Below are 22,928 nucleotides of genomic sequence, written 5' to 3' on the forward strand. Positions count from 1 at the left end.
AGTCGGGTTTTATTGGTTAGATTTTTAGTATAGTTCTTTCTTTATTCGAGATAATTGGGGCAAAATGAGAATAACTTTTACAAATAAGTAATAATGAGGGGTTATGGCGAGTTGGGAAGGTGTGAATGAATTTGTGGCGGTTTCCGAGGCGAGGAGTTTTACACACGCCGCGCAGCGTCTGTCCACCTCTGTCGCCAATATCAGTCGCCGAGTTTTACAGCTTGAAGAACGCTTAGGCGTCAAGTTATTAGTCAGAACGACACGTCAAGTCTCTTTGACCGAAGCGGGACTGGTTTATTACCAGCAATGCAGAGTGCTTGTGGACGGGCTACAGCAAGCAGAGCAAGCCGTGACTCAGATGCAACACTCTCCAAGCGGAAAAATCAAAGTGACGGCTCCGGTCACGTATGGTGAGCAGAAAATTGCGCCGTTATTGCATGATTTTTTATTGCACTATCCTCAATTAGAGTTAGAACTGATTCTCACCAACCAAAAGTTGGACTTAATTGAACAAGGCATCGATTTAGCGGTGAGGTTAGGCAAACTAGAAGATTCTAGTTTTATGGCACGTAAACTGAACCATCGTCAGTTGCATGTTTGTGCGAGTGAGAGCTATTTTTCGCAATTCAAACGCCCGATCCGCTTATCGGAGTTAACGGAGCATCATTGTCTGATAGGGACTTACGATCACTGGCGTTTTAAAGAAAAGGGCCAGTCTCGAGAAGTGCGGGTAAAGGGGCGAGTACGTTGTAGTAGTGGCGTGGTATTGCTGGATGCCGCTTTGAAAGGGATGGGGCTGGCACAATTGCCGGACTACTATGTGGAAGATTATTTAGCGGATGGACGCTTGATTGAAGTGCTCTCTGATTATCGAGATGATCGAGAAGGCGTATGGGCAATGTATCCGCAAAATCGGCATTTATCCACTAAGGTTCGATTGTTGGTGGATCACCTAGCTCTGCATTTATCGTCTTAACCTGCAGTAATCTTGTCGGTATACTCTCGCTCAATGAATTTAAGAGGCGATTATGACGAATTCCCCCTATAGCTTTTCTCCCCAAGATCATGCGTTTATGCGCCGGGCTATGCAACTGGCTAAGAAAGCGGAAGCGGAAGGTGAAGTCCCTGTTGGGGCGGTGTTAGTTAAAGATGGCGAAGTGATCGCTGAAGGTTGGAACCGTTCGATTGGCCACCATGATGCAACCGCCCATGCAGAAATCCAAGTGATTCGTCAAGCAGGGCAGGTATTACAAAATTACCGTCTCCTCGATACCACCTTGTATGTGACCTTAGAGCCTTGCCCTATGTGTGCGGGAGCTTTACTGCATAGCCGAGTAAAGCGAATTGTTTATGCTGCACCGGATCTCAAAGCCGGAGCCGCCGGAACGGTGCTGGACCTTTTTGCCAGCCAAGCGGCATATCATTATGCCTGTATTGAAAAAGGATTGTTGGAAGATGAATGTCGAGAACAGCTACAGGCCTTTTTCAAACGGCGAAGAAAAGAGATTAAAGCAAGAAAAGAGCAACAAAGAAACGAATAAAAGCCAGTGAAGTAGTAAGCAAACACCTAAATGGTACCGATGTTTGCTTTTTTAGGTTAATCGGTTAACTGAACAAATGCTCGATGACGAGCCAACACTTTCTTCTTTGTATTGGCCAGCATACGTCGGCGACGGTTGGCTGATACGGCTTTATTAAAGAGTTTTGACTGACGTTTACGTCGTAACATAAAACCCCTCCTACTACTGATAAATAAAAACAACCTTACCCTGATACCTCTGCCTTTATGATGTTGTGTCATCGTGAATGGGGTTGAAGTCGTGTATGTAAGGAACCAAGCATAAAAGCTTATCAATGTTTTGTGACAGTTGATTTTCACTGGTTTTTTATTTTTGACAAGCGACAGCGCTCACACTACGAATAAACACTGTACCTGAATATGTATGATTTTTAGTAATGAAAATCAAGGGGGAGAATAGAGTAAATGTCATCCATAAGATAGATGAACATTACTCTATGCTATGCGTTTTTTACTCATTATTATGGGGGGCGCTTTCTGGAGGCATCGTTTCTCCCTCATCAGGCCGACTATCGTTACTTGTTATCGCTTCGGAGACGGTAATCACAATTAAATCATCCGTTCCGGCGTCGAGATTATTGGTATTGGGGTGTTGCTCCATGTGGCCAATAATACTTTGGTAATAACGACGAATATTCTCTACATAATTTCGTGCTTCATCACCTCGAGCATAACCATAACGAGTCTGAGTAAAATATCTTTTTTGGCGCAATAATGGCAAACGATCTTTCACATCGGCCCAAGCGTCAGGTGAACCACCTTGCTGTTTTGTTAACCGACGAGCATCCATCATATGCCCATAGCCAACATTATATGAGGCAAGGGCAAACCAAATTTTTTCATGCTGTGGCACACTGTCTGGTATGCGTTCGACCATACGACGAAGGTATTCAACCCCTCCACGGATGGATTGCTCGGCATTTAATCGATCGGTTACTCCCACGCTGCGTGCGGTCGGTAAGGTAAGCATCATCATCCCTCGCACCCCCGTTGGTGATTTGGCATTGGGGTTCCAATGTGACTCCTGATAGGCTACGGCCGCAATCAGTCGCCAATCAAATTCTTCTGAATATTTCTGAAATAGAGGGATCCACTTGGGTAAGCGGGCTTCCAAAGCGCGGATAAATGCTCGGGTATCAACGTAGTCAAAATTACCGACATGACCGATGTATTTTTCTTCGAGTGAAGCCAGCATGCCGGATTGTTTCAGATTACCAAAAAATTCAATCATTAATGCATAAAGGCTTTCATCATCAGAACGGCGCATAAACCAAGATATGGGTTGGTCTTCCGTCATTTCGAAAGCGGTGGCGATGTCTGGATAGATACGTTGTGATAGAGACACTTCCACAGAGTCTGCCATAGTAAAGAGCAACTCCCCTTTAGAGACCTGTTTAAGCAGTTCACTGACATCGGCATTATTGTCAATCTGGTATTGAAACTCAGGATTTGAGGCTTTAATCGCTGCAAGAGTGCTCGTGAAATGGGTGTCGTTGACAATTTTAAAAATGGGGTGTTGATCATTTTGTGCCAGTAATTCTTCTTGTTTTGCCAGTAACTGGTCAATGTTTCGAGGACGCCATTGACCGGGCTTGTACACCACTTGCTGAGAAACATAGTAGTAAGCAGGCCCTGCTCGGTAATCTTTTAAACGAGATTCAGATTGGCTTAACCCTGCCGCGATAATATCTATTTCACCATTTTTTAGCGCTGGGAAAAGGCTAGAGAGGCGGTAAGCGGGCTTCATTTCTAACCGAACACCCAATTCACGGGCAAATTCACGGGCAAGTTCATAATCAAGCCCTGATGGCCCTTCGGGACCAATGTAGTAAGACAACTGATTATTGAGCGTTCCTACCCGGAGCACGCCGCGAGCGCGAATTTGTTCCAACTCACTTTGAGGGTCTGAGTCAATCTGACAACCCGTCATCAATAGTGCCAAACAAATGAGAAATAAGGTGCGACTGAAAGACGCGAAAGGAAATACGGTCATTAATTCGAGTTCTCTTACATCAAGTACTGCCTTTATATCAAACCCCAGCGCCAAGGCAAAGTTTAGACTTTATTCTTTGCTGGACCCGTAATTTAAAGAGAGCGGAATGCGCAATAACTCAAATTTAAGTAAAAAATGACGCAAACGGTTGCTTTTGGTGTTACGTCACAAAAAGAAATCCTCTATAATGCCCACGCAATGACGAGGTGACATTGGCATACGCTTTATAAAATACCGTTAACTTATTGTAATTTATTAAACTTATGCCAATTCCATCTTAATCACTTGTATATAGAGACCTAAGCACATGAGAATTTTGCGTGGCTCCCCAGCTCTTTCTGAGTTTCGAGTTCAAAAACTGCTTGAAGCATGTCGTGAACAAAACCTACCTGTGACTGGCATCTATGCTGAGTTTATGCATTTTGCTGATCTAAAAGCAGAGTTAGGGGCATCTGACCTGAGTAAGCTAGAGAAACTCCTAACTTACGGTCCCACAATTCAAGAACATCAACCACAAGGCTTGCTTCTTCTCGTCACTCCTCGTCCGGGGACCATTTCTCCTTGGTCATCGAAAGCGACCGATATTGCTCATAACTGCGGCTTAGCCCAAGTAAAGCGTCTTGAGCGAGGAACCGCTTACTATGTAGAAAGCGAAAGCACTTTATCTGAATTACAGCAGGCAGTACTGCAATCGCTTCTCCATGATCGAATGATGGAAACGGTGTTTACTGAACTGGATTCTGCAGCGGCTTTATTTAGTGTGGCTGAACCGGCTCCTATGTCTCAAGTCGATGTCTTAACCGGTGGCCGTGTTGCGCTTGAAGAGGCAAACATTTCCCTTGGCCTCGCATTAGCTGAAGATGAAATTGATTATTTGGTAGAAAGCTTTACTCAGTTAGGGCGAAATCCGAATGATATTGAGTTGATGATGTTTGCACAGGCAAACTCAGAGCACTGCCGCCACAAAATTTTTAATGCAGATTGGACTATTGATGGGGTTGAACAGCCCAAATCACTGTTCAAGATGATTAAAAATACTTTCGAAGTCACGCCAGATCATGTGCTTTCTGCTTATAAAGATAACGCAGCGGTAATGACGGGTTCGAAAGTGGGTCGTTTCTTCCCTGATCCCAATTCTCGTCAGTATGGTTACCACCATGAAGATGCGCATATCTTAATGAAGGTTGAAACCCATAACCACCCAACGGCAATCTCACCTTGGCCGGGAGCGGCAACGGGTTCTGGGGGGGAGATTCGTGACGAAGGCGCAACCGGAATTGGTGGTAAGCCAAAAGCTGGGTTGGTGGGCTTTACCGTTTCTAACTTACGTATTCCTGGGTTTGTTCAACCATGGGAAAGCGATTTTGGTAAGCCAAGCCGAATTGTTACCGCATTGGATATCATGATTGAAGGCCCACTGGGCGGCGCCGCATTTAACAACGAGTTTGGTCGCCCGAACTTATTAGGGTATTTCCGTACTTATGAAGAGAAAGTCACCTCGCATGCAGGGGAAGAGGTGCGTGGTTATCATAAGCCGATCATGATCGCTGGCGGGATGGGAAATATCCGTGATGAGCATGTACAGAAAAAAGAGATCCCAGTCGGTGCGAAACTGATTGTACTGGGTGGCCCTGCGATGAACATTGGTCTTGGTGGTGGTGCAGCCTCATCCATGGCTTCCGGTCAATCAGCTGAAGATCTGGATTTTGCTTCTGTTCAACGTGAAAACCCAGAAATGGAGCGTCGTTGTCAAGAAGTCATCGACCGCTGCTGGCAAATGGGGGATGCCAACCCTATCGCCTTTATTCATGATGTGGGTGCTGGTGGTATTTCAAATGCGCTGCCTGAATTAGTCAATGATGGCGATCGTGGTGGTGTCTTCCAATTGCGTGATGTACCGAATGATGAACCCGGCATGAGCCCGCTAGAAATCTGGTGTAATGAGTCACAAGAGCGCTATGTGATGGCGGTGGCGCCTGAAAATATGCCGGTGTTTGATGCGATCTGTCGACGTGAACGTGCCCCTTATGCCGTAGTGGGGGAAGCGACAGAAGCCCGTCATCTGACGCTAGAAGACAGCCACTTTGACAATACACCGATTGATATGCCTATGGACATTCTATTGGGTAAGCCGCCTAAGATGCATCGTGATGCGGTGACTCAAAAGGTGGTTAGTCCAGCATTGGATCGGTGCGGTATTGACATCAACGACGCGCTGGATCGCGTACTGCGTTTACCTGCCGTGGCGGAAAAAACCTTCTTGATTACTATTGGTGACCGTTCGGTAACTGGTTTGGTCGCTCGTGACCAAATGGTGGGGCCATGGCAAATTCCTGTGGCAAACTGCGCGGTAACTGCGGCCAGTTTCGATACTTATCATGGCGAAGCCATGTCGATGGGAGAACGCACACCGGTTGCTCTGCTTGATTTTGGCGCTTCAGCACGCTTAGCGGTCGGTGAGTCACTCACCAACATTGCTGCGACCGATATCGGGGATATTAAACACATTAAACTCTCGGCTAACTGGATGTCGCCAGCCGGTCACCCCGGTGAAGATGCCGGTCTTTATGAAGCGGTTAAAGCGGTAGGCGAAGAGCTGTGTCCTGCGCTAGGGTTAACCATTCCGGTTGGTAAAGACTCCATGTCGATGAAGACCAAGTGGCAAGAAAATGGTGAGCAAAAAGAGGTGACCTCACCCCTTTCATTGATCATCACCGCTTTTGCTCGTGTTGACGATGTGCGTAATACCGTAACGCCACAACTGAGAACCGATCAAGGTGATAGTTGCTTGCTGCTGGTTGATTTAGGTAATGGTAAAAATCGCCTTGGGGCTACCGCATTAGCGCAAGTCTATAAGCAGTTGGGTGATAAACCTGCTGATGTGGATAATGCAGAGCAGCTCAAAGGATTCTTTGATGCGATGCAAACCCTCGTTCGTACCCAGCAACTACTCGCTTATCATGATAAAGGGGATGGCGGTTTATTGGTGACGCTAGCCGAAATGGCCTTTGCTGGGCACTGTGGAATCACCGCTAACATTGAAGCTTTGGGAGACGATGCGCTTGCGGCGTTATTCAATGAGGAGCTAGGTGCGGTTATCCAAGTCAAAAATGATGAACTGGATGATGTGCTTTCTGTTCTGGCTGAGTATGGATTAGCCGACTGCTCACACGTGATTGGTGCGGTTGAATGTTCAGATAAATTTGTGATTAACCAAGGTGCTCAAATCTTGATTGATCGTTCTCGAACTGAATTACGGACTATCTGGGCAGAAACGACGCATAAGATGCAAGCGCTGCGTGATAACCCTGCTTGTGCTGATCAAGAATTTGTCGCTAAACAAGAGAATAATGACCCCGGTTTGAACGTCTCGCTCTCTTTTGATGTGAACCAAGACATTGCTGCACCTTATATTGCGAAAGGGATAAAACCTAAAATGGCCATTTTGCGTGAGCAAGGGGTTAACTCTCATGTTGAAATGGCGGCGGCTTTTGATCGCGCTGGCTTTCATGCCGTCGATGTACATATGAGTGATATTTTAACAGGCCAAGCGGTATTGGATGAGTATCAAGGTCTGGTGGCTTGTGGTGGCTTCTCTTATGGCGACGTGTTAGGGGCCGGTGAAGGCTGGGCAAAATCGGTGTTGTTCAATACACAAGCGCGTGATCAGTTTGAAGGGTTTTTTAATCGTCAAGATACCTTCTCACTCGGTGTGTGTAATGGTTGTCAGATGCTCTCTAACTTAAAAGAGTTAATTCCCGGTGCGGATTTATGGCCACGGTTTGTACGTAATGAATCAGAACGGTTTGAAGCTCGCTTTAGCTTAGTGGAAGTGCAAAAATCCGATTCATTATTCTTTGCGGATATGGCGGGCTCTCGCATGCCGATTGCGGTTTCTCATGGCGAAGGTCGTGTGGAAGTTCGTGATGATGCGCATTTAGCCGCTATTGAACAGTCTGGTACGATTGCGGTACGTTTTGTTGATAATTTCGGTCAGCCGACTCAGCAGTATCCGAATAACCCGAACGGTTCACCGAATGCGATTACTGGCTTAACCACTCAAGATGGTCGCGTCACGATCATGATGCCACACCCAGAGCGAGTGTTCCGCACGGTTGCCAACTCATGGCACCCCGACAATTGGGGTGAAAATGGTGCTTGGATGCGAATGTTCCAAAATGCCCGTAAATATTTAGGGTAATGGATGAGGGCCTAGGTTTCTAGGCCCTTTCTTTTGTTAGCGAAATTGTCCAACGTTAGGTAAAAATTCAAAGCCAGCACTGGCTAAACGCGCTTCGAGTTTTGTGCGATCGATATCAAAATAAGCAACAAGCTTATCCAAATCTCCCTCAAATTCATCACGCAATTTCATATTGACAATACTCATCAGCATGATGGGATCCATACTGGCAAAGTTGTTGAGATTCATTCTTAGTCCTCAAAATCAGAAATCAGTAGATTTGCCGCTGCGAATGCGGCTTTTTCGCGGGTCTCTTTCGGTAAAGAGGTATCGGCAGCCACTTCATTGAGTGCTCGAATGGCGCAGGAAATGGCTTGTGGGATATAAGCTTGATCGCCACTGCCAATTTGTGCGTAGAGCTCACGCACTAAGTCACAACAACCGTAAACTTGCATGGTTTATTCCTATCTTAATAAATGATAACTGCTCTCAATAATACTACAGAGAGCCGGAAGAACACAAAACTCTCATTTTGCGCAGGCGCAACGTGATGAAAGGATGGGTGAATTAATCAACCGTTGATGATTGTTGCGGTTATTGGACGTTGAGGTTTTGACTCAATAAGGATGAGTGCCCTAAATCGCCTCTGTTTTTTATCGAGAGAAAAAGAGGGAAATGGTTAAAGATAAATAAAAAGGCTGCGATTAGCAGCCTTTATGAATAACAGCAAGAAAATTAAACCAATTGTGCTTGAATAAAGCTCACCATGTTGGCCATCGGTACGGCAGATTTTTCACCGCTGCGTCGATGTTTATATTCGAAATTCCCTTCATCCATACTGCGATCACCAATGATGATTGTATGAGGAATACCAATCAATTCCATATCAGAGAACATAACGCCAGGGCGTTCTTTACGATCGTCAAAGAGAACATCGATACCGGCTGCGGTCAGTTCTGCGTACAATTTCTCTGCCGCTTCTTGAACGCGCTCAGATTTGTGCATGTTCATCGGTACGATAGCCACTTGGAAAGGGGCAATGGCATCTGGCCATATGATGCCGTATTTATCGTTGTTTTGTTCGATAGCAGAGGCCACCACGCGTGAGACACCAATACCGTAACAACCCATCTCTAGAATGGTGTTCTTACCGTTTGAGTCCAATACACCACAGTTCATTTTCTCTGAATAGTTGGTACCCAGTTGGAAGATGTGGCCGACTTCGATACCCCGTTTAAGTAGCAGGGTACCGTTACCGCATGGGCTTGGGTCACCTTCAACGACATTACGCAAATCTTCTACTTTGCCCAGTTCAACATCACGACCCCAGTTGATACCAAAGTAGTGTTTGCCATCTATGTTTGCGCCAGCGCCAAAATCGCTCATCACCGCGACACTGCGATCGACGATAAAGGGTAATTTTAGGCCAACAGGACCAAGCGAACCTGGGCCTGCACCAATGAGAGCGCGGATTTCTTCTTCACTTGCCATTTCAAGCGGGGAAGCTACTTCAGAAAGATGCTCTGCTTTAATCTCGTTTAATTCATGATCGCCACGAATGATCAGGGCAATAATGGGCGCTTCAATGCCATCAGATGCTTTGACAAATAGGGTTTTAACCGTTTTTTCGATGGGCAAACCATGTTGCTCAACCAATTCTGCAATGGTTTTTGCATTCGGCGTGTCAACCAGTGTCATCATTTGAGTTGGCGCAGCACGTTCAATCGCAGGGGCAACGGCCTCTGCTTTTTCAATGTTAGCGGCATAATCCGATTCGGTTGAGAAGGCAATAATATCTTCGCCGCTTTCTGCCAATACGTGGAATTCGTGTGAACCATTACCACCGATAGCGCCGGTATCGGCTAATACTGGGCGGTAATCAAGCCCCATGCGGTCGAAAGCTTTACAGTAAGCTTGGTGCATGGCTTGGTAAGATTTTTCTAATCCAGCTTTGTCGATGTCGAAGCTATAAGCATCCATCATACAGAATTCACGGGCGCGCATAACGCCAAAACGAGGGCGGCGTTCATCACGGAATTTAGTCTGGATTTGGTACAGATTCAGAGGCAATTGTTTATAAGAGCTCACCTCATTACGCACTAAGCTGGTGATCACTTCCTCAGCGGTTGGGCTAAGTACAAACGGACGAACATGGCGGTCAGTAAAGCGAAGTAGCTCGGGGCCCATTTTTTCAGAGCGACCTGTTTCTTCCCACAGTTCAAACGGTTGAACTACGGGCATTAAGGTTTCAATAGCACCGGCATTGTCGATCTCTTGACGAACAATATTTTCGACTTTACGCAAGACGCGCAGACCTGTAGGTAGCCAAGTATAAAGACCTGAAGCTAGCTTACGGATCATACCTGCACGTAGCATGAGCTGATGGCTCACAACTTCTGCGTCGTTTGGAGTCTCCTTTAGAGTAGAAAGAAGATATTTACTGGTACGCATTTAGGTATCCGTTCATTAAAAGTTTAAAGGATTACCACCGAGTAGGTGGTAAAAATACATGAGCTGCTAATAATATCAGTCAAACGCTCATGTCAAAAGCGTTCTATTGTTGTGACCGTCACTAACTGCTCATTGACGGTGAATTTTACGTTAAGGTCGTACAAATTTACCGCATATTCCCGTGGATCTGGGCGATTTTTCTTATAAGCAGGGCGGGGGTCTTGGGCTAACACTTCCGCAATCACCGCTTGTTGAGTCTGGCCTTGGGGTAAGTTTTGGAGCGTATTGAGTGCTGATTGGCTAAATATCACGTCACTGCGGCTGGGTTCATTATCTGCATATCCGCCTTTTGCTTCTGGAATTGCATCGGAATAGGGGATATAGGGTTTTATATCAACAATGGGGGTTCCGTTAACCAAATCGACACTCCCCAGTTCTAAGTAAATTTGTTCTTCCTGTTTCACGACACCTTTGAGCTCTACTGCTGACATGCCAATTCCATTGGGGCGAAAGGTGGATCGAGAAGCCAGTACGCCGATGCGTTCATTTCCACCCAAACGAGGGGGGCGAACGGTGGGTTTCCAGCCTGAGGATAAATTCTTATCAAACAAAAAAAGCAGCCAGAGGTGACTAAATTGTTCAATACCTCGTACGGCTTCTAAGCAATTCAGTTCTCCAAGTAATTTGACTCGGGCTGTCGCACTGGGAACAAGGCGAGGCTGACGGGGTACAGCAAATTTCTCTTGATAAGGGCTTTCTATTATCGCAATGGGATCAAGGTTATACATTATCGTGATATTAGGCAAAAAACAGAGCTAACAAAATATCACAGCCTTAATCATAAATCGCTTGCAAAATCTTTGATAATCACTCTTAATTGTATTGTTATAACATAACAATTTTATAGGAGTAGACATGAAAGAGGGCATTCATCCGGAATATCGGCCAGTGGTATTCCATGATACGAGCGTTGATCACTACTTTGTGATTGGTTCGACGTTGAAAACGGATAGGACGATTGAATTTGAAGGAAAAATCTATCCTTATTTTACGATTGAAGTGTCATCACAGTCACACCCGTTCTACACCGGAAAACAGAGAGTCGTTCAAAAAGAAGGACGTGTTGCAAACTTCAATCGTCGATTTTCTCGTTTTAGTGAATAAGGAAGAGTAAGTGAAAGTATTAAGTTCGTTAAAGAGTGCCAAGAGTCGCCACCCTGATTGTCAAGTGGTTCGTCGTCGTGGTCGTTTATATGTTATTTGTAAAACGAATCCACGTTTTAAAGCGGTGCAGCGTTAGCGGGGGGAGTAAACTCGAAGCGATTTATAAGGATTTGAACAATAAGGGAAGTGAATATCGCGCTTCCCTTATTGTTATTTAGCGCCGTTTGGTTAGCCATTTGTCGAGGTGATTGGCAAACTCGCGTCGCTCTGTTTGTGAAAGGGCGCTGGGGCCACCCGTTTGAATGCCACTTGAGCGCATGGTATCGAGGAAGTCTCGAATATTTAAACGTGCTTTAATGGTTTCGGTGGTGAAAAGCTCACCTCTTGGGCTTAATGCGAGAGCCCCTTTGCTGATTACTTCATCTGCCAGAGGGATATCTGAGGTGATCACCAGATCATGGGCATCGACACGTTTAACGATTTCGTTATCAGCAATGTCAAACCCTGCTGGTACTTGCACTGCGAAAATATTGGCGCGTTTAGGGAGAGGTATCAGGTGGTTTGCCACAAAAGTGCATTCAACCCCCGTACGCTCTGCTGCCCGAATTAAGGTTTCCCGAATCACTTTCGGGCAAGCATCGGCATCAACCCAAATTTTCATACGGTTTCCTTATTCAGTAAGGCTATTTCCAGCTGTTCGACTCGGGCAATGAGCGCGAGAACGGTTTGTTCGAGCTCTTGAATTCGTTGTTGATCGTCATTTTTTGATGTGGCGATTTCCACTTTGGGGACTCGCTGGCTATTTTTCCAACTTTTGATGGCTGAAATTATCGCTGGCATGGGAATGCTGGAGGATAACCGGGCTTTCACTAAGGCGACGGTGGGCTCTTTCCCTTGTTGTTGTAGCTGAGCCAAGATAGTGGCTAACTCGTGGGTGACGTCTTTGGTGAGCATAATGGATCCTTGTATTTGGTCTGGTTTCATCTTACTGATAAATCACCGTTAGCAAAAGAGGGAGCTTGATGTAAGAGATCTCTCACAAAAACTGTGAGAGAAGAGCGTTTTATTATGATTTTTAATGGGGTGTTTTTATATAGTTGTATGAATTTAAAGGATTTTATTGTTCATTGGTGAGTTGGGGACGCTTGGGTTACTTACTTAGAGGGGTTGTAAAAAGGAGGGGAAGAGGTAGATTAAACCTTGTCGAGAGGGAAAGTGACACGGAATTGGAACGATTCACGGAAGAACACTTCAGGATGAATACGGTGAGTAAGGATATTCGCTGAGTAGGAATGATGGAGCAATAAGGATACGACCATTAACAAGATGTTGATGGGCATGGATCGCAAGGACCCTATGGATGAGGCAGGGATACCATCAGGATGATGGAAGGACACCGCTCAGGGAACAAGTGATGAAAGCTGACCGGGATAGGTGAGCGAAAAGGATTGTTAGGACACCGTCAAGGTGGCGATGCAGAGGATTGGGTTGCAGGATTCAACCGCTATTAAGGATGATGCAGGGAGCAACCATTGGTAGCCGGATAGCTACAAGTAAAACTTAAGCCCCGATACACTAGTGTCGGGGCTTTTCTTGATATTTTCAAGAGTGCCATCTCGGTTTGAACGGCTCATAGCGTGAATAAATAGAATAATGATTTGATGTGGTAAAAACCTTATCAAGATCAATACAGCATCGTCAGCATTGGTTTACTTTCTCGCACGTTTCTTAAAGCTTGGTCTTTAAGAGCGGGTGAGTTCTAGAATATCTGCAAACAAAGGATTGTCAGTGACGATAGTGACACGTAGAACATTAATTGTTCCTTATACCGATGCGTTTGAATCTGACTTTTTAATGCTCAATTGTTGTGTGAAAAATCGGGCCCAAATGAATGGCCCAAAAACCGTCGCATCAGCTCGGCAGCTCTTTCAGCGTCTCTTGCATGATGATCATTTATATGCCATGGCGGTGTTAGATAACTATAACCGAGAATACATGGGGCACATGTATATTGAGGTAGATGATGAACAGGCCGAACTCGGTTTTTTGTTTGATAAAGCCTATTGGGGACAAGGTTTGGCGAGTGAAGCTTTGAGCGCTTTTTTCCCTAATATTTGCCAGCGTTTGAAGCTAAAACAAGTGATTTCTATGGTGAATGTGGAACATGCTTCGGCGATTGCCATCTTACATAAGTTGGGTTTTCATCATCAACATACTCAAGAAGAGATGTTTGGTCATTTTCACCAATACCAATGGGTGTCAACGGAGCTTGAATAACCGCTTACGTTATATTCGGTAGGGAGGGAGCTGAATCTTGAATGGGTGAAACCCGACCATCATGAGCTCTCCTTGATAACAATCATCACCGAGTGCTGAAAACTCAAAATAGTAGATCGTATGCCAACGCCAGCCTTTGTCTGGCGTTTTCCATTTATGGTGACCGAAAGAGACGCTAAGAAGCTGCAACTCTAGGTTAGAACAGTGACGAGTAATGTGTCGTTTCGCTATCTCAGATTGACGTCGTTGCTGCCAAAAAGCAAAGCAGAGCACGCTGAGTAAAAGGAGATGAATGAGGTTGCTCGTCATGAATGCTTCTTCCTTGATTTATGATGACTGTTTCGTTGAGTGCTGTAGCTGGAGCAGCGCTTGGGCTAATTCAGGTGATGGACTTGTATGTAGCAAAGGCAATAACACCATGCGTAGTTCCGGTAACATGACTAAATCTGCAAAGAGTTGGTTAAACAGGGCTTGATTACCAGTTTGTGCTAAGCGAAGTAAAAAACGTTGAGCGCGACCAGCCTCTTTGAGTGTTGACCAAGCTCGTCCGGCAAGACCAATTAATACCTCTGGATGGCAATCGTCAGGGGTAGCGAGGATGGCATCCGTCAATTTGTCTAAATAGTTTGGTGTTGCGCCTGAAAGGGCTCGCACCAAGGCTGAGAGCAAAAAGAGATCCGTTTGTGAGTGGGTCATTTGCTCTTTCGCCATCTCGTACAGCTTACTGGCAATGTTATCGGGAATACTGACATGCTCAAGCACTCCAAGCAGAGCATACAGTGGTGAGCTGGGGAGGTGGTTAAGTGCTTTACGAATCAATACACGATTGTTTTGATCTAAACGAACGCCAATATCACTGATGCCTTGTAGACCGACCGTTTGCCAATTTTCCCACCCAAGCCCTCCGGAAAAATAGTGTTGAGCATGTTCATAATATTGGCTGGTGGGCAAATGAAATTGGGCTCGAATTTGGCTATGGAAAACGGCCATTTTCTCTTCGGTTGGTTTAAAAGTGTAGGGGTTATTGGCTAATTTTTGTTGCTGGGCTTCGGTGAGTGTTTGTTGTAAGCGGGAGCCCATCGCTTCAATCACATACTTGATAAACTGATTCACCTCGGCTTGGATAAGTAAGCCTCGCTCATCCAGTGGAAATTTCTCGAACCAGATCCACGGCTGCTGATGTTCATTCCAATACACAATGGCTAAGTGAGCCTGGCGTTGTAAAGGGTAAGGATAGGGCTGCTGGCCTTGTTCAATTTTTTGAAATTGTTTTGCTTCGATTGGCTGAATTCTCCGGCCAAGATCAAACACCAAGTATTGGCAGCCACTGTGATGAAGCAGAGCCGTAAGGGTATGGATAGGTTGCATAGCGATCAATTTGGTCCTAACTTTTTGTCATGAATAGATGGTATCATCTGCCGCTAATTCAAGGCTAGCGATGTAAACTTTCATGATAAATCCAACGGAGTTCACCGTTTTATTACCCGCATTGGAAAGAGAGCTTAAAGCGGCAGCTTTATGGCAAACCCAGCGGCCAGAAGATCAATCTCTGCAAAGTACAGAGCCCTTTTCATTGGATACATTGCATCCCCATGAGTGGTTACAATGGATTTTTTTACCGCGTATGCAGCAGTTATTGGCAGATAAAGCCCCATTACCGCAAGGTTTTTTACTTACGCCTTATTTTGATGAAGTGTGGAAAGAACACCCACAATATCAGGCAATATTGACGGTGTTACACCAGATAGATGGGGCAGTGGCATCATGTTAGAGATCATTTATCAAGATGATTACTTGGTGGCGGTGAACAAACCCGCTGGAATGTTAGTACACCGTTCTTGGTTAGATAAGCATGAAACACAATTTGTGATGCAGACATTGCGTGATCAAATTGGTCAGCATGTTTATCCTCTGCATCGTTTAGATAGGCCTACATCGGGAGTGTTGGTTTTCGCTTTATCGAGTGAAATCGCGGCCACGGTAATGCCGATGTTTGCTGAGCATCAAATGGAAAAAACTTACCATGCTATTGTTCGGGGCTGGATAGAACAAGGAGCAGTATTAGATTATCCACTGAAAGAAGAGCTTGATAAAATCGCCGATAAATTTGCTCGGCAGGATAAAGCGCCTCAGTCAGCCATTACAGCTTATCAACCCATTGATAAAATAGAAGTTCCATATTCAACGGGTACTTTTCCAACCACGCGGTACTGCTTAATGGAGCTAAAACCGCAAACCGGGCGTAAACATCAGTTGCGTCGTCATATGGCTCATTTACGTCATCCGATAGTGGGGGATACCACGCATGGAGATGGAAAACATAACCGTTTGTATCGAGAGCAATATCAGGTACAGCGTTTGATGCTACATGCCAGCGAACTCACTTTTATTCACCCTTATACAAAGCAACCGTTAGTACTGACGGCGCCTTTTGATGAGCATTGGCAACGGCTATTTAGTTTATTTGCTTGGCAAAATCCATTACAAAAAGGCCTTCTCGAATAAGAAGGCCTGAGTATTATTTCGTTAAATAGGCTTCAATGGCCCTTTGAATACCGGGGCCATCCAAACCTAATTCAGTGTGCATCTCTTCTTGCGTACCTTGAGCGATAAATTGATCGGGCAAACCGAGGTTCAAGACGGGCTTGAGTAATTTATGGCGCATTAAAAATTCAACCACACCCGCCCCAGCTCCCCCAGCAAGCACATTCTCTTCTAGAGTAACCAGAATATCGTGGGAATGAGCGAATTCTTTAATGAGCGTTTCATCGAGCGGTTTCACAAAACGCATGTCAGCAACCGTTGCATTCAATGCTTCAGCGGCTTCTAACGCATAAGGAAGTAAAGTACCAAAGTTGAGAATGGCGACTTTTTCTCCACGGCGTATTATTCGTCCTTTACCGATTTCTAATGCGGAAAACGTTTTATCGATAGCAACACCCATACCGTTACCTCTAGGGTAGCGTACCGCGCTTGGGCCTTGATGCAAATGACCAGTATAGAGCATTTGCCGACATTCATTCTCATCAGCAGGAGCCATGATCAACATATTAGGGATGCAGCGCATAAAGCTAAGGTCAAATGCCCCTTGATGGGTTTGTCCATCAGCGCCAACAATGCCTGCGCGATCAATGGCGAACATGATGGGTAAGTTCATAATCGCTACATCGTGGATCAGTTGATCATAAGCGCGTTGTAAAAAGGTGGAATAAATGGCAACAATTGGGTGGTGACCACTGATCGCCATCCCCGTTGCGAGTGTCACTGCATGTTGTTCAGCAATGGCCACATCAAAATATTGCTTGGGATACTCTTTGGAAAAACGAACCATACCAGAGCCTTCACGCATGGCTGGGGTTATCGCCATCAGCTTAGGATCTTGCGCGGCCATGTCACACAGAAAGTCACCAAAAATTTTTGAAAAAGTGGGTTGGCTATTGGTACTTTTGGGTAAGCTGGTATGGCTTAAATCAAACTTAGGCACCCCATGGTAACCGATAGGGTCTTTTTCTGCAGGTTCATAGCCTTTGCCTTTTTTGGTCATCACATGCAAAAACTGTGGCCCTTTGAGATCTCGCATATTTTTGATGGTTTTGATCAATTCAAGTACGTCATGACCATCGACCGGACCAATATAGTTAAAGCCCAATTCTTCAAATAAAGTGCCAGGAACCACCATCCCTTTTAAGTGTTCTTCTGTTCGGCGTACAAGTTCTTTAATAGGAGGAATACCCGATAGAACTTTTTTCCCACCTTCACGAATCGAGGTATAAAGGCTACCCGATAACACTTGAGCAAGGTGATTATTGAGTGCGCCAACATTTTCAGAAATGGACATCTCATTATCATTGAGAATAACCAGCATATCGGTATTGACATCACCAGCATGATTCATGGCTTCAAAGGCCATACCTGCTGTAATTGCGCCGTCACCAATTACACTGACGACTTTACGGTTTTGTCCTTCTTTCTCGGCACAAATAGCCATACCAAGAGCCGCGCTGATCGAGGTTGATGAGTGACCCACGGAGAGCGTGTCATACTCACTCTCTTCTCGCCAAGGGAAAGGATGGAGCCCCTCTTTTTGACGAATGGTCGACATTTGTTCACGGCGTCCGGTGAGAATTTTATGTGGGTAGGCTTGGTGGCCCACATCCCAAATCAGCTGATCAAAAGGGGTTTGGTACACATAATGCAGCGCGACAGTTAATTCAACGGTCCCTAGACCAGAAGCGAGGTGACCACTGGAACGGCTGACCGAATTGAGTAAATAGGTTCGCAGTTCTTCACACAGTTTAGGGAGAACCTCTTTTGGCATACTACGCAATTCATCAGGAGTATTTGCTAGTGCCAGTGTTGGGTATTTCGAAATATCAAGAGTCATAGTTATGCGCGCTTATAGTGTTAGTTTTTGCGCTCGATGACATATCGGGCGAATGCTTCTAGGTGCTCTGTATTATAGGGAATTGTACGCAACGCTTCGAGCGCTTCTTCAAACAGTGATTGAGCTTTATTCATCGCTCCCTCTAACCCAAGAAGAGCGGGGTAAGTGCTTTTATGTAATTGTTGATCGGAGCCTTGGGGTTTTCCCAGTGTTTCAGTATCACTGATGACATCTAAAATATCATCTTGTACTTGAAAAGCGAGACCGATAGCAGCGGCGTAGCGATCCAGTTGGGGCAGGATGTCTAATCCCGCTTGACCCGCAGCCATTGCGCCTGTTCGAATGGCGCAGCGCATTAAGGCCCCTGTTTTGTTGTGATGAATCGTTTCTAGCTCTTGTAACGTAATCGTGCGGTTTTCTGCTGCTAAATCTAACGCTTGGCCTAAGCACATGCCTTGAGCACCGGAGGCTTGAGCAAGGGTTTGAATCATTTTAATACGGTTACTTTCCCCTTGAGCCGAGAGCGGTCCTTCCGACAGAATAGTAAAAGCCAACGTTTGTAGGGCATCGCCTGTCAAAATCGCGGTCGATTCATCAAATTTAATATGGCAAGTTGGTTGACCACGGCGCAGTTCATCATCATCCATGGCGGGCAAGTCGTCATGAATCAATGAATAAGCGTGAATACATTCCACAGCACAAGCGGGTGTATCAAGGTCTGATAATTTACAACCGAGCATCTGCCCTGTGATGTAAACAAGATAAGGGCGAGCTCGTTTGCCCCCGAGCAATAGCCCGTAGCGCATGGCTTCGATCAAAGGAAGATGCGGGTAGGGTAAACGATTTAACCATTCATCCAGCCGTTGGTTATTTCTCTGCTGAAGAGAAGAAAGCGCCTCAATCATAGAACACTCATTAACCTTTAGTTATTCAGGTAAGTCAGTAAATTCGGTCAGTGGAGCATCGTCACTGTTACGAAGTAAAATACTGACTCGTTGCTCGGCTTCATCGAGCTTAGTTTGCCCACTGCGAGCCAGCGCGATGCCTCGCTCAAATTTTTTCAGTGCTTCATCTAATGCAATGTCGCCACTTTCTAGTTGTTCAACTAAGAGATCCAACTCTTCAATGGTGGCTTCGAAAGACATGTTTTCAGGTTTTTTGCTCGCCATAATCATTTTGCCTTAGAAAAAGATGCACGAAAGTTACCTTAGGGCGTGGAGATGGTCAAATTTAACCAAGAAATTTGTTAGAAATAGAACGCTTTTTATGATTGTGAGGGTTTTATGTAAAAATAAGCCATCAAACAGGCTGACTCTCTCCAAACTATTGTTATCGTGAGCGAGAAAAGAAAAGTACGTAATAACACACTTGAAGCGTTATGCTCGCTTGGGGATAGCAGACTTTAAGTATAAACTTACCCATAATTTAGTTAAAGATTTGACACTCTTGCCGATAACGAGAGTAATCAGAGAAAACGCGGATGACAAGCATGAGGAGCGCTTCGTGGATTTAGCAACGCTGATAGGCCTGATAGGAGGCTTAGCTTTCGTCGTTATGGCAATGGTCGTAGGCGGAAGTCTGATCATGTTCGTTGATGTGACCTCGATCTTGATCGTAATTGGGGGAACAACGTTCGTTGTGTTAGTCAAATTCACAGCAGGACAGTTTTTCGGTGCAGCCAAAATTGCCGCTAAAGCGTTTATGTTTAGGATCGAAGATCCAGAAGAACTGATCGCAAAAATTGTTGAAATGGCGGATGCGGCTCGTAAAGGGGGATTTTTAGCGCTAGAGGAGATGGAAATTTCCAACTCATTTATGCAAAAAGGCATTGATTTACTGGTCGATGGACATGATGCCGATGTGGTTCGAGCGGCATTACAAAAAGACATTATGTTGACGGATGAACGCCATGAAATGGGGACGGGGGTTTTCCGTGCTTTTGGTGATGTTGCCCCCGCAATGGGAATGATTGGGACTTTGATTGGTTTGGTTGCCATGTTATCTAACATGGATGACCCTAAAGCCATTGGTCCAGCGATGGCGGTTGCATTGCTAACGACGCTTTATGGGGCCATTATGGCCAATATGATTTTTTTCCCTATCGCCGATAAATTAGCCCTACGTCGAGGGCAAGAAACCCTGAATCGTCGGTTAATTATGGATGGTGTCCTTGCCATTCAAGATGGGCAAAACCCACGAGTTATTGATGGTTATTTAAAAAATTACCTGAATGAAGGCAAACGATCGCTTGATGTTGATAACGAATAAGCGGAGTGAATGATGGATGAACAACCGTGCAAATGTCCACCCCCCGGAGCCCCGGCATGGTTAGGGACGTTTGCTGATCTCATGTCACTGTTGTTATGCTTTTTTGTGCTGTTACTTTCTTTCTCTGAAATGGATGTACTGAAATTTAAGCAGATAGCGGGCTCAATGAAGTTTGCTTTCGGGGTACAAAATCGCCTTGAAGTGAAAGATATCCCGAAAGGGACCAGCGTCATTGCTCAGGAATTTCGTCCCGGTCGGCCAGAACCCACCCCCATCGATGTGATTATGCAGCAAACTATCGATATTACTCAGCAAACGTTAGAGTTTCATGAAGGGGATTCTGATCGTGCGGGGGGAGCGCAGCGTGACTATGGTCAATTAACCGGAGGGGAGTCACCGGAAACCTCCACGCAAAATAACCAAGATGATGATCAAGTACAGCAACAGGCGCAACAGTCTCAGGAATCGATGTCTGAAGAGCTGGAAATTATTTCTGAAAACATCAAAAAAGCATTACAAAGAGAGATAGACCAAGGGGCGGTTGAAGTGGAGAACCTTGGGCAGCAGATTGTGATCCGTATCCGTGAACGTGGTGCCTTTCCTGAAGGCTCGGCATTTTTACAACCTAAGTTTCGCCCTTTAGTACGACAAATTGCTGAATTAGTGAAAGAGGTACCGGGGATTGTGCAAGTCTCAGGTCACACCGATAACCAGCGTTTGGAGTCTGAGCTTTACCGCTCTAATTGGGATTTATCCGCTCAGCGAGCCGTTTCTGTGGCTCAAGAGATGGAAAATGTTCAAGGGTTTGATCATATGCGATTAAAAGTTCAAGGGCTAGCCGATACCGCTCCCATTGGACCCAATGACACCGAACTTCAACGCTCACGTAACCGTCGGGTAGAAATTAGCATTATGCAAGGTAAGCCTTTGTATAGTGAAGAAGTGCCGTCTTTACCTCAACCATAAGGTTTTTAAAAGGCACATTCTTGGAGATGGATAAAGGCAAGCTTGTGGGCTTGCCTTTTTCTATTCTTTTCTCTCCGGTGACAGATCGTGTATAATCTCGCCCCTTTAGTAACGCCAGCGGTGGACAAACTGTCCGAAAACTGAGCGCTAACGTTGTTCAAACCTGATTGCGAATAGCCTTATGAAATTTATCGTTAAGCCCCATCCAGAAATTTTTATTAAAAGTGAATCGGTTCGTAAGCGTTTCACTAAGATTCTCGAATCCAATATTCGCAACATAATTAAGAAGCGGACGCAAGGTGTCGTGGTGTTTAATCGCCGTGATCATATTGAGGTTACCGCCAATAACGATGATTACTATGCACAAACGCTGGAAGTGTTGACGACAACGCCAGGAATTCAACAAGTGTTAGAGGTGAAACAGTCACACTTTGAAGATATGCATGATATTTATCTACAAGTGTTGGAGCAAAGCCGCCACCTTATTGAAAATAAAACCTTTGTTGTGCGTGCTAAGCGTCGAGGAAAACACGATTTCTCTTCCATTGAACTTGAGCGCTACGTGGGTGGTGGTTTGAACCAAGCGGTTGAATCGGCCAAAGTTAAACTGACAAAACCAGAGGTAACCATTCAAATCGAAGTGGCAGATGAGCTGCTTAACCAAGTGATTACCCGTTATAAAGGGTTGGGTGGTTTCCCTCTAGGCACTCAAGAAGACGTATTAAGCTTAATTTCGGGTGGGTTTGATTCGGGCGTTTCTAGCTATCTACACATCAAACGTGGTTCTAAAGTTCATTACTGCTTTTTTAACTTAGGCGGACCTGCTCATGAAATTGGGGTTAAACAGGTCGCGTATTATCTATGGAATAAGTATGGTTCTTCTGCCAAGGTCCGATTTATTTCTGTTGATTTTGAACCGGTTGTGGCGGAGATTTTAGAAAAAGTTGAGGATGGCCAGATGGGGGTTATCCTTAAGCGTATGTTTATGCGTGCCGCTGGCATGATTGCTGAGAAGCTTGGGATTCAAGCCTTGGTAACCGGAGAAGCATTAGGGCAAGTTTCTAGCCAAACATTGACCAATTTACGCCATATTGATGGAGTCACCGATTCGTTAATTCTTCGCCCGCTGATTAACTGGGATAAAGGCGACATTATTGATGTGGCGCGTGAAATCGGTACGGAAGATTTTGCGAAAACCATGCCGGAATATTGTGGGGTGATCTCCAAGAGTCCGACCGTTAAAGCGGTAAAAGCGAAATTAGAAGAAGAAGAAGCGAAGTTTGACTTTTCTATCCTTGAGCAGGTGGTTTATAACGCTCGACAAATGGATATTCGCAATATAGAAAAAGAGAGCCAACAGCAAGCACCAGAAGTTGAGCAAGTGGACGCCGTTCAGGAACACGCTATCGTGCTGGATATTCGCAGCCCAGATGAAGAAGATGAAAAGCCATTGCAGATTGATGGGGTAGAAGTCAAACATTTACCTTTCTATAAATTAGCGACCCACTTTGGTGATCTTGATCAGGCTAAGACTTATTTATTGTATTGTGAACGAGGCGTTATGAGCCGTTTACAAGCCTTGTATTTAAAAGAACAAGGCTTTAATAATATAAAAGTTTACCGCCCATAAAAGATCATCTCTCTTGAGCCTAGCTAAAGGGTTAGG

25 protein-coding genes are annotated in these 22,928 nt (G+C 45.2%); 11 read left to right on the plus strand and 14 right to left on the minus strand.

Annotation, left to right across the window (positions count from 1 at the left end):
- The first annotated feature begins 103 nt into the window (after positions 1-103).
- Positions 104-976: a LysR substrate-binding domain-containing protein gene (locus B5D54_RS14095; RefSeq protein ID WP_078927205.1), complete on the plus strand. Its 873-nt coding sequence runs from the start codon at positions 104-106 to the stop codon at positions 974-976.
- A 52-nt stretch (positions 977-1,028) separates the two neighbouring features.
- Positions 1,029-1,541 (plus strand): tRNA adenosine(34) deaminase TadA, encoded by a 513-nt coding sequence (gene tadA, locus B5D54_RS14100; protein WP_078927206.1) that lies wholly within the window; start codon positions 1,029-1,031, stop codon positions 1,539-1,541.
- A gap of 56 nt (positions 1,542-1,597) precedes the next feature.
- Here tadA and B5D54_RS17445 read toward each other — a convergent pair whose 3' ends face one another.
- Entirely contained in the window at positions 1,598-1,729 is a 132-nt protein-coding gene (locus B5D54_RS17445; RefSeq protein ID WP_267490085.1) for a hypothetical protein, read from the minus strand.
- A 301-nt stretch (positions 1,730-2,030) separates the two neighbouring features.
- Positions 2,031-3,572, minus strand: a complete 1,542-nt coding sequence (gene mltF, locus B5D54_RS14105) for a membrane-bound lytic murein transglycosylase MltF (RefSeq protein ID WP_078927207.1) — start codon at positions 3,570-3,572, stop codon at positions 2,031-2,033.
- A gap of 307 nt (positions 3,573-3,879) precedes the next feature.
- Here mltF and purL point away from each other — a divergent pair, with 307 nt between their 5' ends.
- Positions 3,880-7,773 (plus strand): phosphoribosylformylglycinamidine synthase, encoded by a 3,894-nt coding sequence (purL, locus tag B5D54_RS14110; protein WP_078927208.1) that lies wholly within the window; start codon positions 3,880-3,882, stop codon positions 7,771-7,773.
- A 36-nt stretch (positions 7,774-7,809) separates the two neighbouring features.
- Here the strand turns inward: purL and B5D54_RS14115 are convergent, their stop codons facing one another.
- From B5D54_RS14115 to tsaA, 4 genes are all read right to left on the minus strand, one after another.
- Positions 7,810-8,001 carry a DUF4250 domain-containing protein gene (locus tag B5D54_RS14115; RefSeq protein ID WP_078927209.1) on the minus strand — a complete coding sequence of 64 codons (192 nt, stop codon included), beginning with the start codon at positions 7,999-8,001 and terminating at the stop codon, positions 7,810-7,812.
- Between the two features lie 2 nt (positions 8,002-8,003).
- Positions 8,004-8,207, minus strand: a complete 204-nt coding sequence (locus tag B5D54_RS14120) for a YaeP family protein (protein ID WP_078927210.1) — start codon at positions 8,205-8,207, stop codon at positions 8,004-8,006.
- A gap of 280 nt (positions 8,208-8,487) precedes the next feature.
- A complete protein-coding gene (locus B5D54_RS14125; RefSeq protein ID WP_078927211.1) occupies positions 8,488-10,203 on the minus strand; it encodes a proline--tRNA ligase in 1,716 nt (571 codons plus the stop codon).
- A gap of 92 nt (positions 10,204-10,295) precedes the next feature.
- Complete coding sequence (tsaA, locus tag B5D54_RS14130; protein ID WP_078927212.1) at positions 10,296-10,991, minus strand: tRNA (N6-threonylcarbamoyladenosine(37)-N6)-methyltransferase TrmO; 696 nt, start codon at positions 10,989-10,991, stop codon at positions 10,296-10,298.
- A 127-nt stretch (positions 10,992-11,118) separates the two neighbouring features.
- Between tsaA and B5D54_RS14135 the strand changes: the two genes are divergently transcribed.
- Both B5D54_RS14135 and ykgO read left to right on the plus strand, forming a co-directional pair.
- Positions 11,119-11,367, plus strand: a complete 249-nt coding sequence (locus B5D54_RS14135; protein WP_078927213.1) for a type B 50S ribosomal protein L31 — start codon at positions 11,119-11,121, stop codon at positions 11,365-11,367.
- 10 nt (positions 11,368-11,377) lie between these two features.
- The gene (ykgO, locus tag B5D54_RS14140; protein WP_078927214.1) at positions 11,378-11,503 is read left to right on the plus strand and encodes a type B 50S ribosomal protein L36; all 126 of its coding nucleotides are present in this window, start codon (positions 11,378-11,380) and stop codon (positions 11,501-11,503) included.
- Positions 11,504-11,581: 78 nt separating this feature from the next.
- Here ykgO and B5D54_RS14145 read toward each other — a convergent pair whose 3' ends face one another.
- The 3 genes from B5D54_RS14145 to B5D54_RS17240 form a co-directional block, all read right to left on the minus strand.
- On the minus strand, positions 11,582-12,028 hold the full coding sequence (locus B5D54_RS14145) for a YaiI/YqxD family protein (protein WP_078927215.1): 447 nt from the start codon (positions 12,026-12,028) through the stop codon (positions 11,582-11,584).
- Complete coding sequence (locus tag B5D54_RS14150) at positions 12,025-12,321, minus strand: hypothetical protein (RefSeq protein ID WP_078927216.1); 297 nt, start codon at positions 12,319-12,321, stop codon at positions 12,025-12,027. Before B5D54_RS14150 ends, B5D54_RS14145 begins: the two co-directional genes overlap by 4 nt.
- Before the next feature lie 239 nt (positions 12,322-12,560).
- Positions 12,561-12,707: a hypothetical protein gene (locus B5D54_RS17240; protein WP_158142136.1), complete on the minus strand. Its 147-nt coding sequence runs from the start codon at positions 12,705-12,707 to the stop codon at positions 12,561-12,563.
- Between the two features lie 448 nt (positions 12,708-13,155).
- On the opposite strand from B5D54_RS17240, the gene B5D54_RS14155 reads away from it, so the two are divergent.
- Complete coding sequence (locus B5D54_RS14155; RefSeq protein ID WP_078927217.1) at positions 13,156-13,644, plus strand: GNAT family N-acetyltransferase; 489 nt, start codon at positions 13,156-13,158, stop codon at positions 13,642-13,644.
- A 9-nt stretch (positions 13,645-13,653) separates the two neighbouring features.
- On the opposite strand, the gene B5D54_RS14160 is transcribed toward B5D54_RS14155, so the two are convergent.
- Positions 13,654-13,953, minus strand: a complete 300-nt coding sequence (locus B5D54_RS14160; RefSeq protein WP_078927218.1) for a DUF3301 domain-containing protein — start codon at positions 13,951-13,953, stop codon at positions 13,654-13,656.
- Positions 13,954-13,971: 18 nt separating this feature from the next.
- Entirely contained in the window at positions 13,972-15,012 is a 1,041-nt protein-coding gene (locus B5D54_RS14165) for a DUF3549 family protein (RefSeq protein ID WP_078927219.1), read from the minus strand.
- Positions 15,013-15,094: 82 nt separating this feature from the next.
- On the opposite strand from B5D54_RS14165, the gene B5D54_RS14170 reads away from it, so the two are divergent.
- Complete coding sequence (locus B5D54_RS14170) at positions 15,095-15,415, plus strand: YqcC family protein (RefSeq protein WP_078927220.1); 321 nt, start codon at positions 15,095-15,097, stop codon at positions 15,413-15,415.
- A complete protein-coding gene (gene truC, locus B5D54_RS14175) occupies positions 15,409-16,149 on the plus strand; it encodes a tRNA pseudouridine(65) synthase TruC (RefSeq protein WP_078927221.1) in 741 nt (246 codons plus the stop codon). Before B5D54_RS14170 ends, truC begins: the two co-directional genes overlap by 7 nt.
- A 13-nt stretch (positions 16,150-16,162) precedes the next feature.
- Here truC and dxs read toward each other — a convergent pair whose 3' ends face one another.
- From dxs to xseB, 3 genes are read right to left on the minus strand one after another with little or no spacing between them, the layout of a single operon-like run.
- Positions 16,163-18,028, minus strand: a complete 1,866-nt coding sequence (gene dxs, locus B5D54_RS14180) for a 1-deoxy-D-xylulose-5-phosphate synthase (RefSeq protein WP_078927222.1) — start codon at positions 18,026-18,028, stop codon at positions 16,163-16,165.
- Between the two features lie 20 nt (positions 18,029-18,048).
- The gene (gene ispA / locus B5D54_RS14185; protein ID WP_078927223.1) at positions 18,049-18,933 is read right to left on the minus strand and encodes a (2E,6E)-farnesyl diphosphate synthase; all 885 of its coding nucleotides are present in this window, start codon (positions 18,931-18,933) and stop codon (positions 18,049-18,051) included.
- 21 nt (positions 18,934-18,954) lie between these two features.
- Positions 18,955-19,197: an exodeoxyribonuclease VII small subunit gene (gene xseB, locus B5D54_RS14190; RefSeq protein ID WP_078927224.1), complete on the minus strand. Its 243-nt coding sequence runs from the start codon at positions 19,195-19,197 to the stop codon at positions 18,955-18,957.
- A 334-nt stretch (positions 19,198-19,531) separates the two neighbouring features.
- Between xseB and pomA the strand changes: the two genes are divergently transcribed.
- From pomA to thiI, 3 genes are all read left to right on the plus strand, one after another.
- Complete coding sequence (pomA, locus tag B5D54_RS14195; protein WP_078927225.1) at positions 19,532-20,296, plus strand: flagellar motor protein PomA; 765 nt, start codon at positions 19,532-19,534, stop codon at positions 20,294-20,296.
- A 9-nt stretch (positions 20,297-20,305) separates the two neighbouring features.
- Complete coding sequence (locus B5D54_RS14200) at positions 20,306-21,262, plus strand: flagellar motor protein MotB (RefSeq protein ID WP_078927226.1); 957 nt, start codon at positions 20,306-20,308, stop codon at positions 21,260-21,262.
- 181 nt (positions 21,263-21,443) lie between these two features.
- On the plus strand, positions 21,444-22,892 hold the full coding sequence (gene thiI / locus B5D54_RS14205) for a tRNA uracil 4-sulfurtransferase ThiI (RefSeq protein WP_078927227.1): 1,449 nt from the start codon (positions 21,444-21,446) through the stop codon (positions 22,890-22,892).
- Positions 22,893-22,928: the final 36 nt, after the last annotated feature.

The sequence above is a fragment of the Vibrio cincinnatiensis DSM 19608 genome (assembly GCF_900167345.1).
GTDB lineage: Bacteria > Pseudomonadota > Gammaproteobacteria > Enterobacterales > Vibrionaceae > Vibrio > Vibrio cincinnatiensis.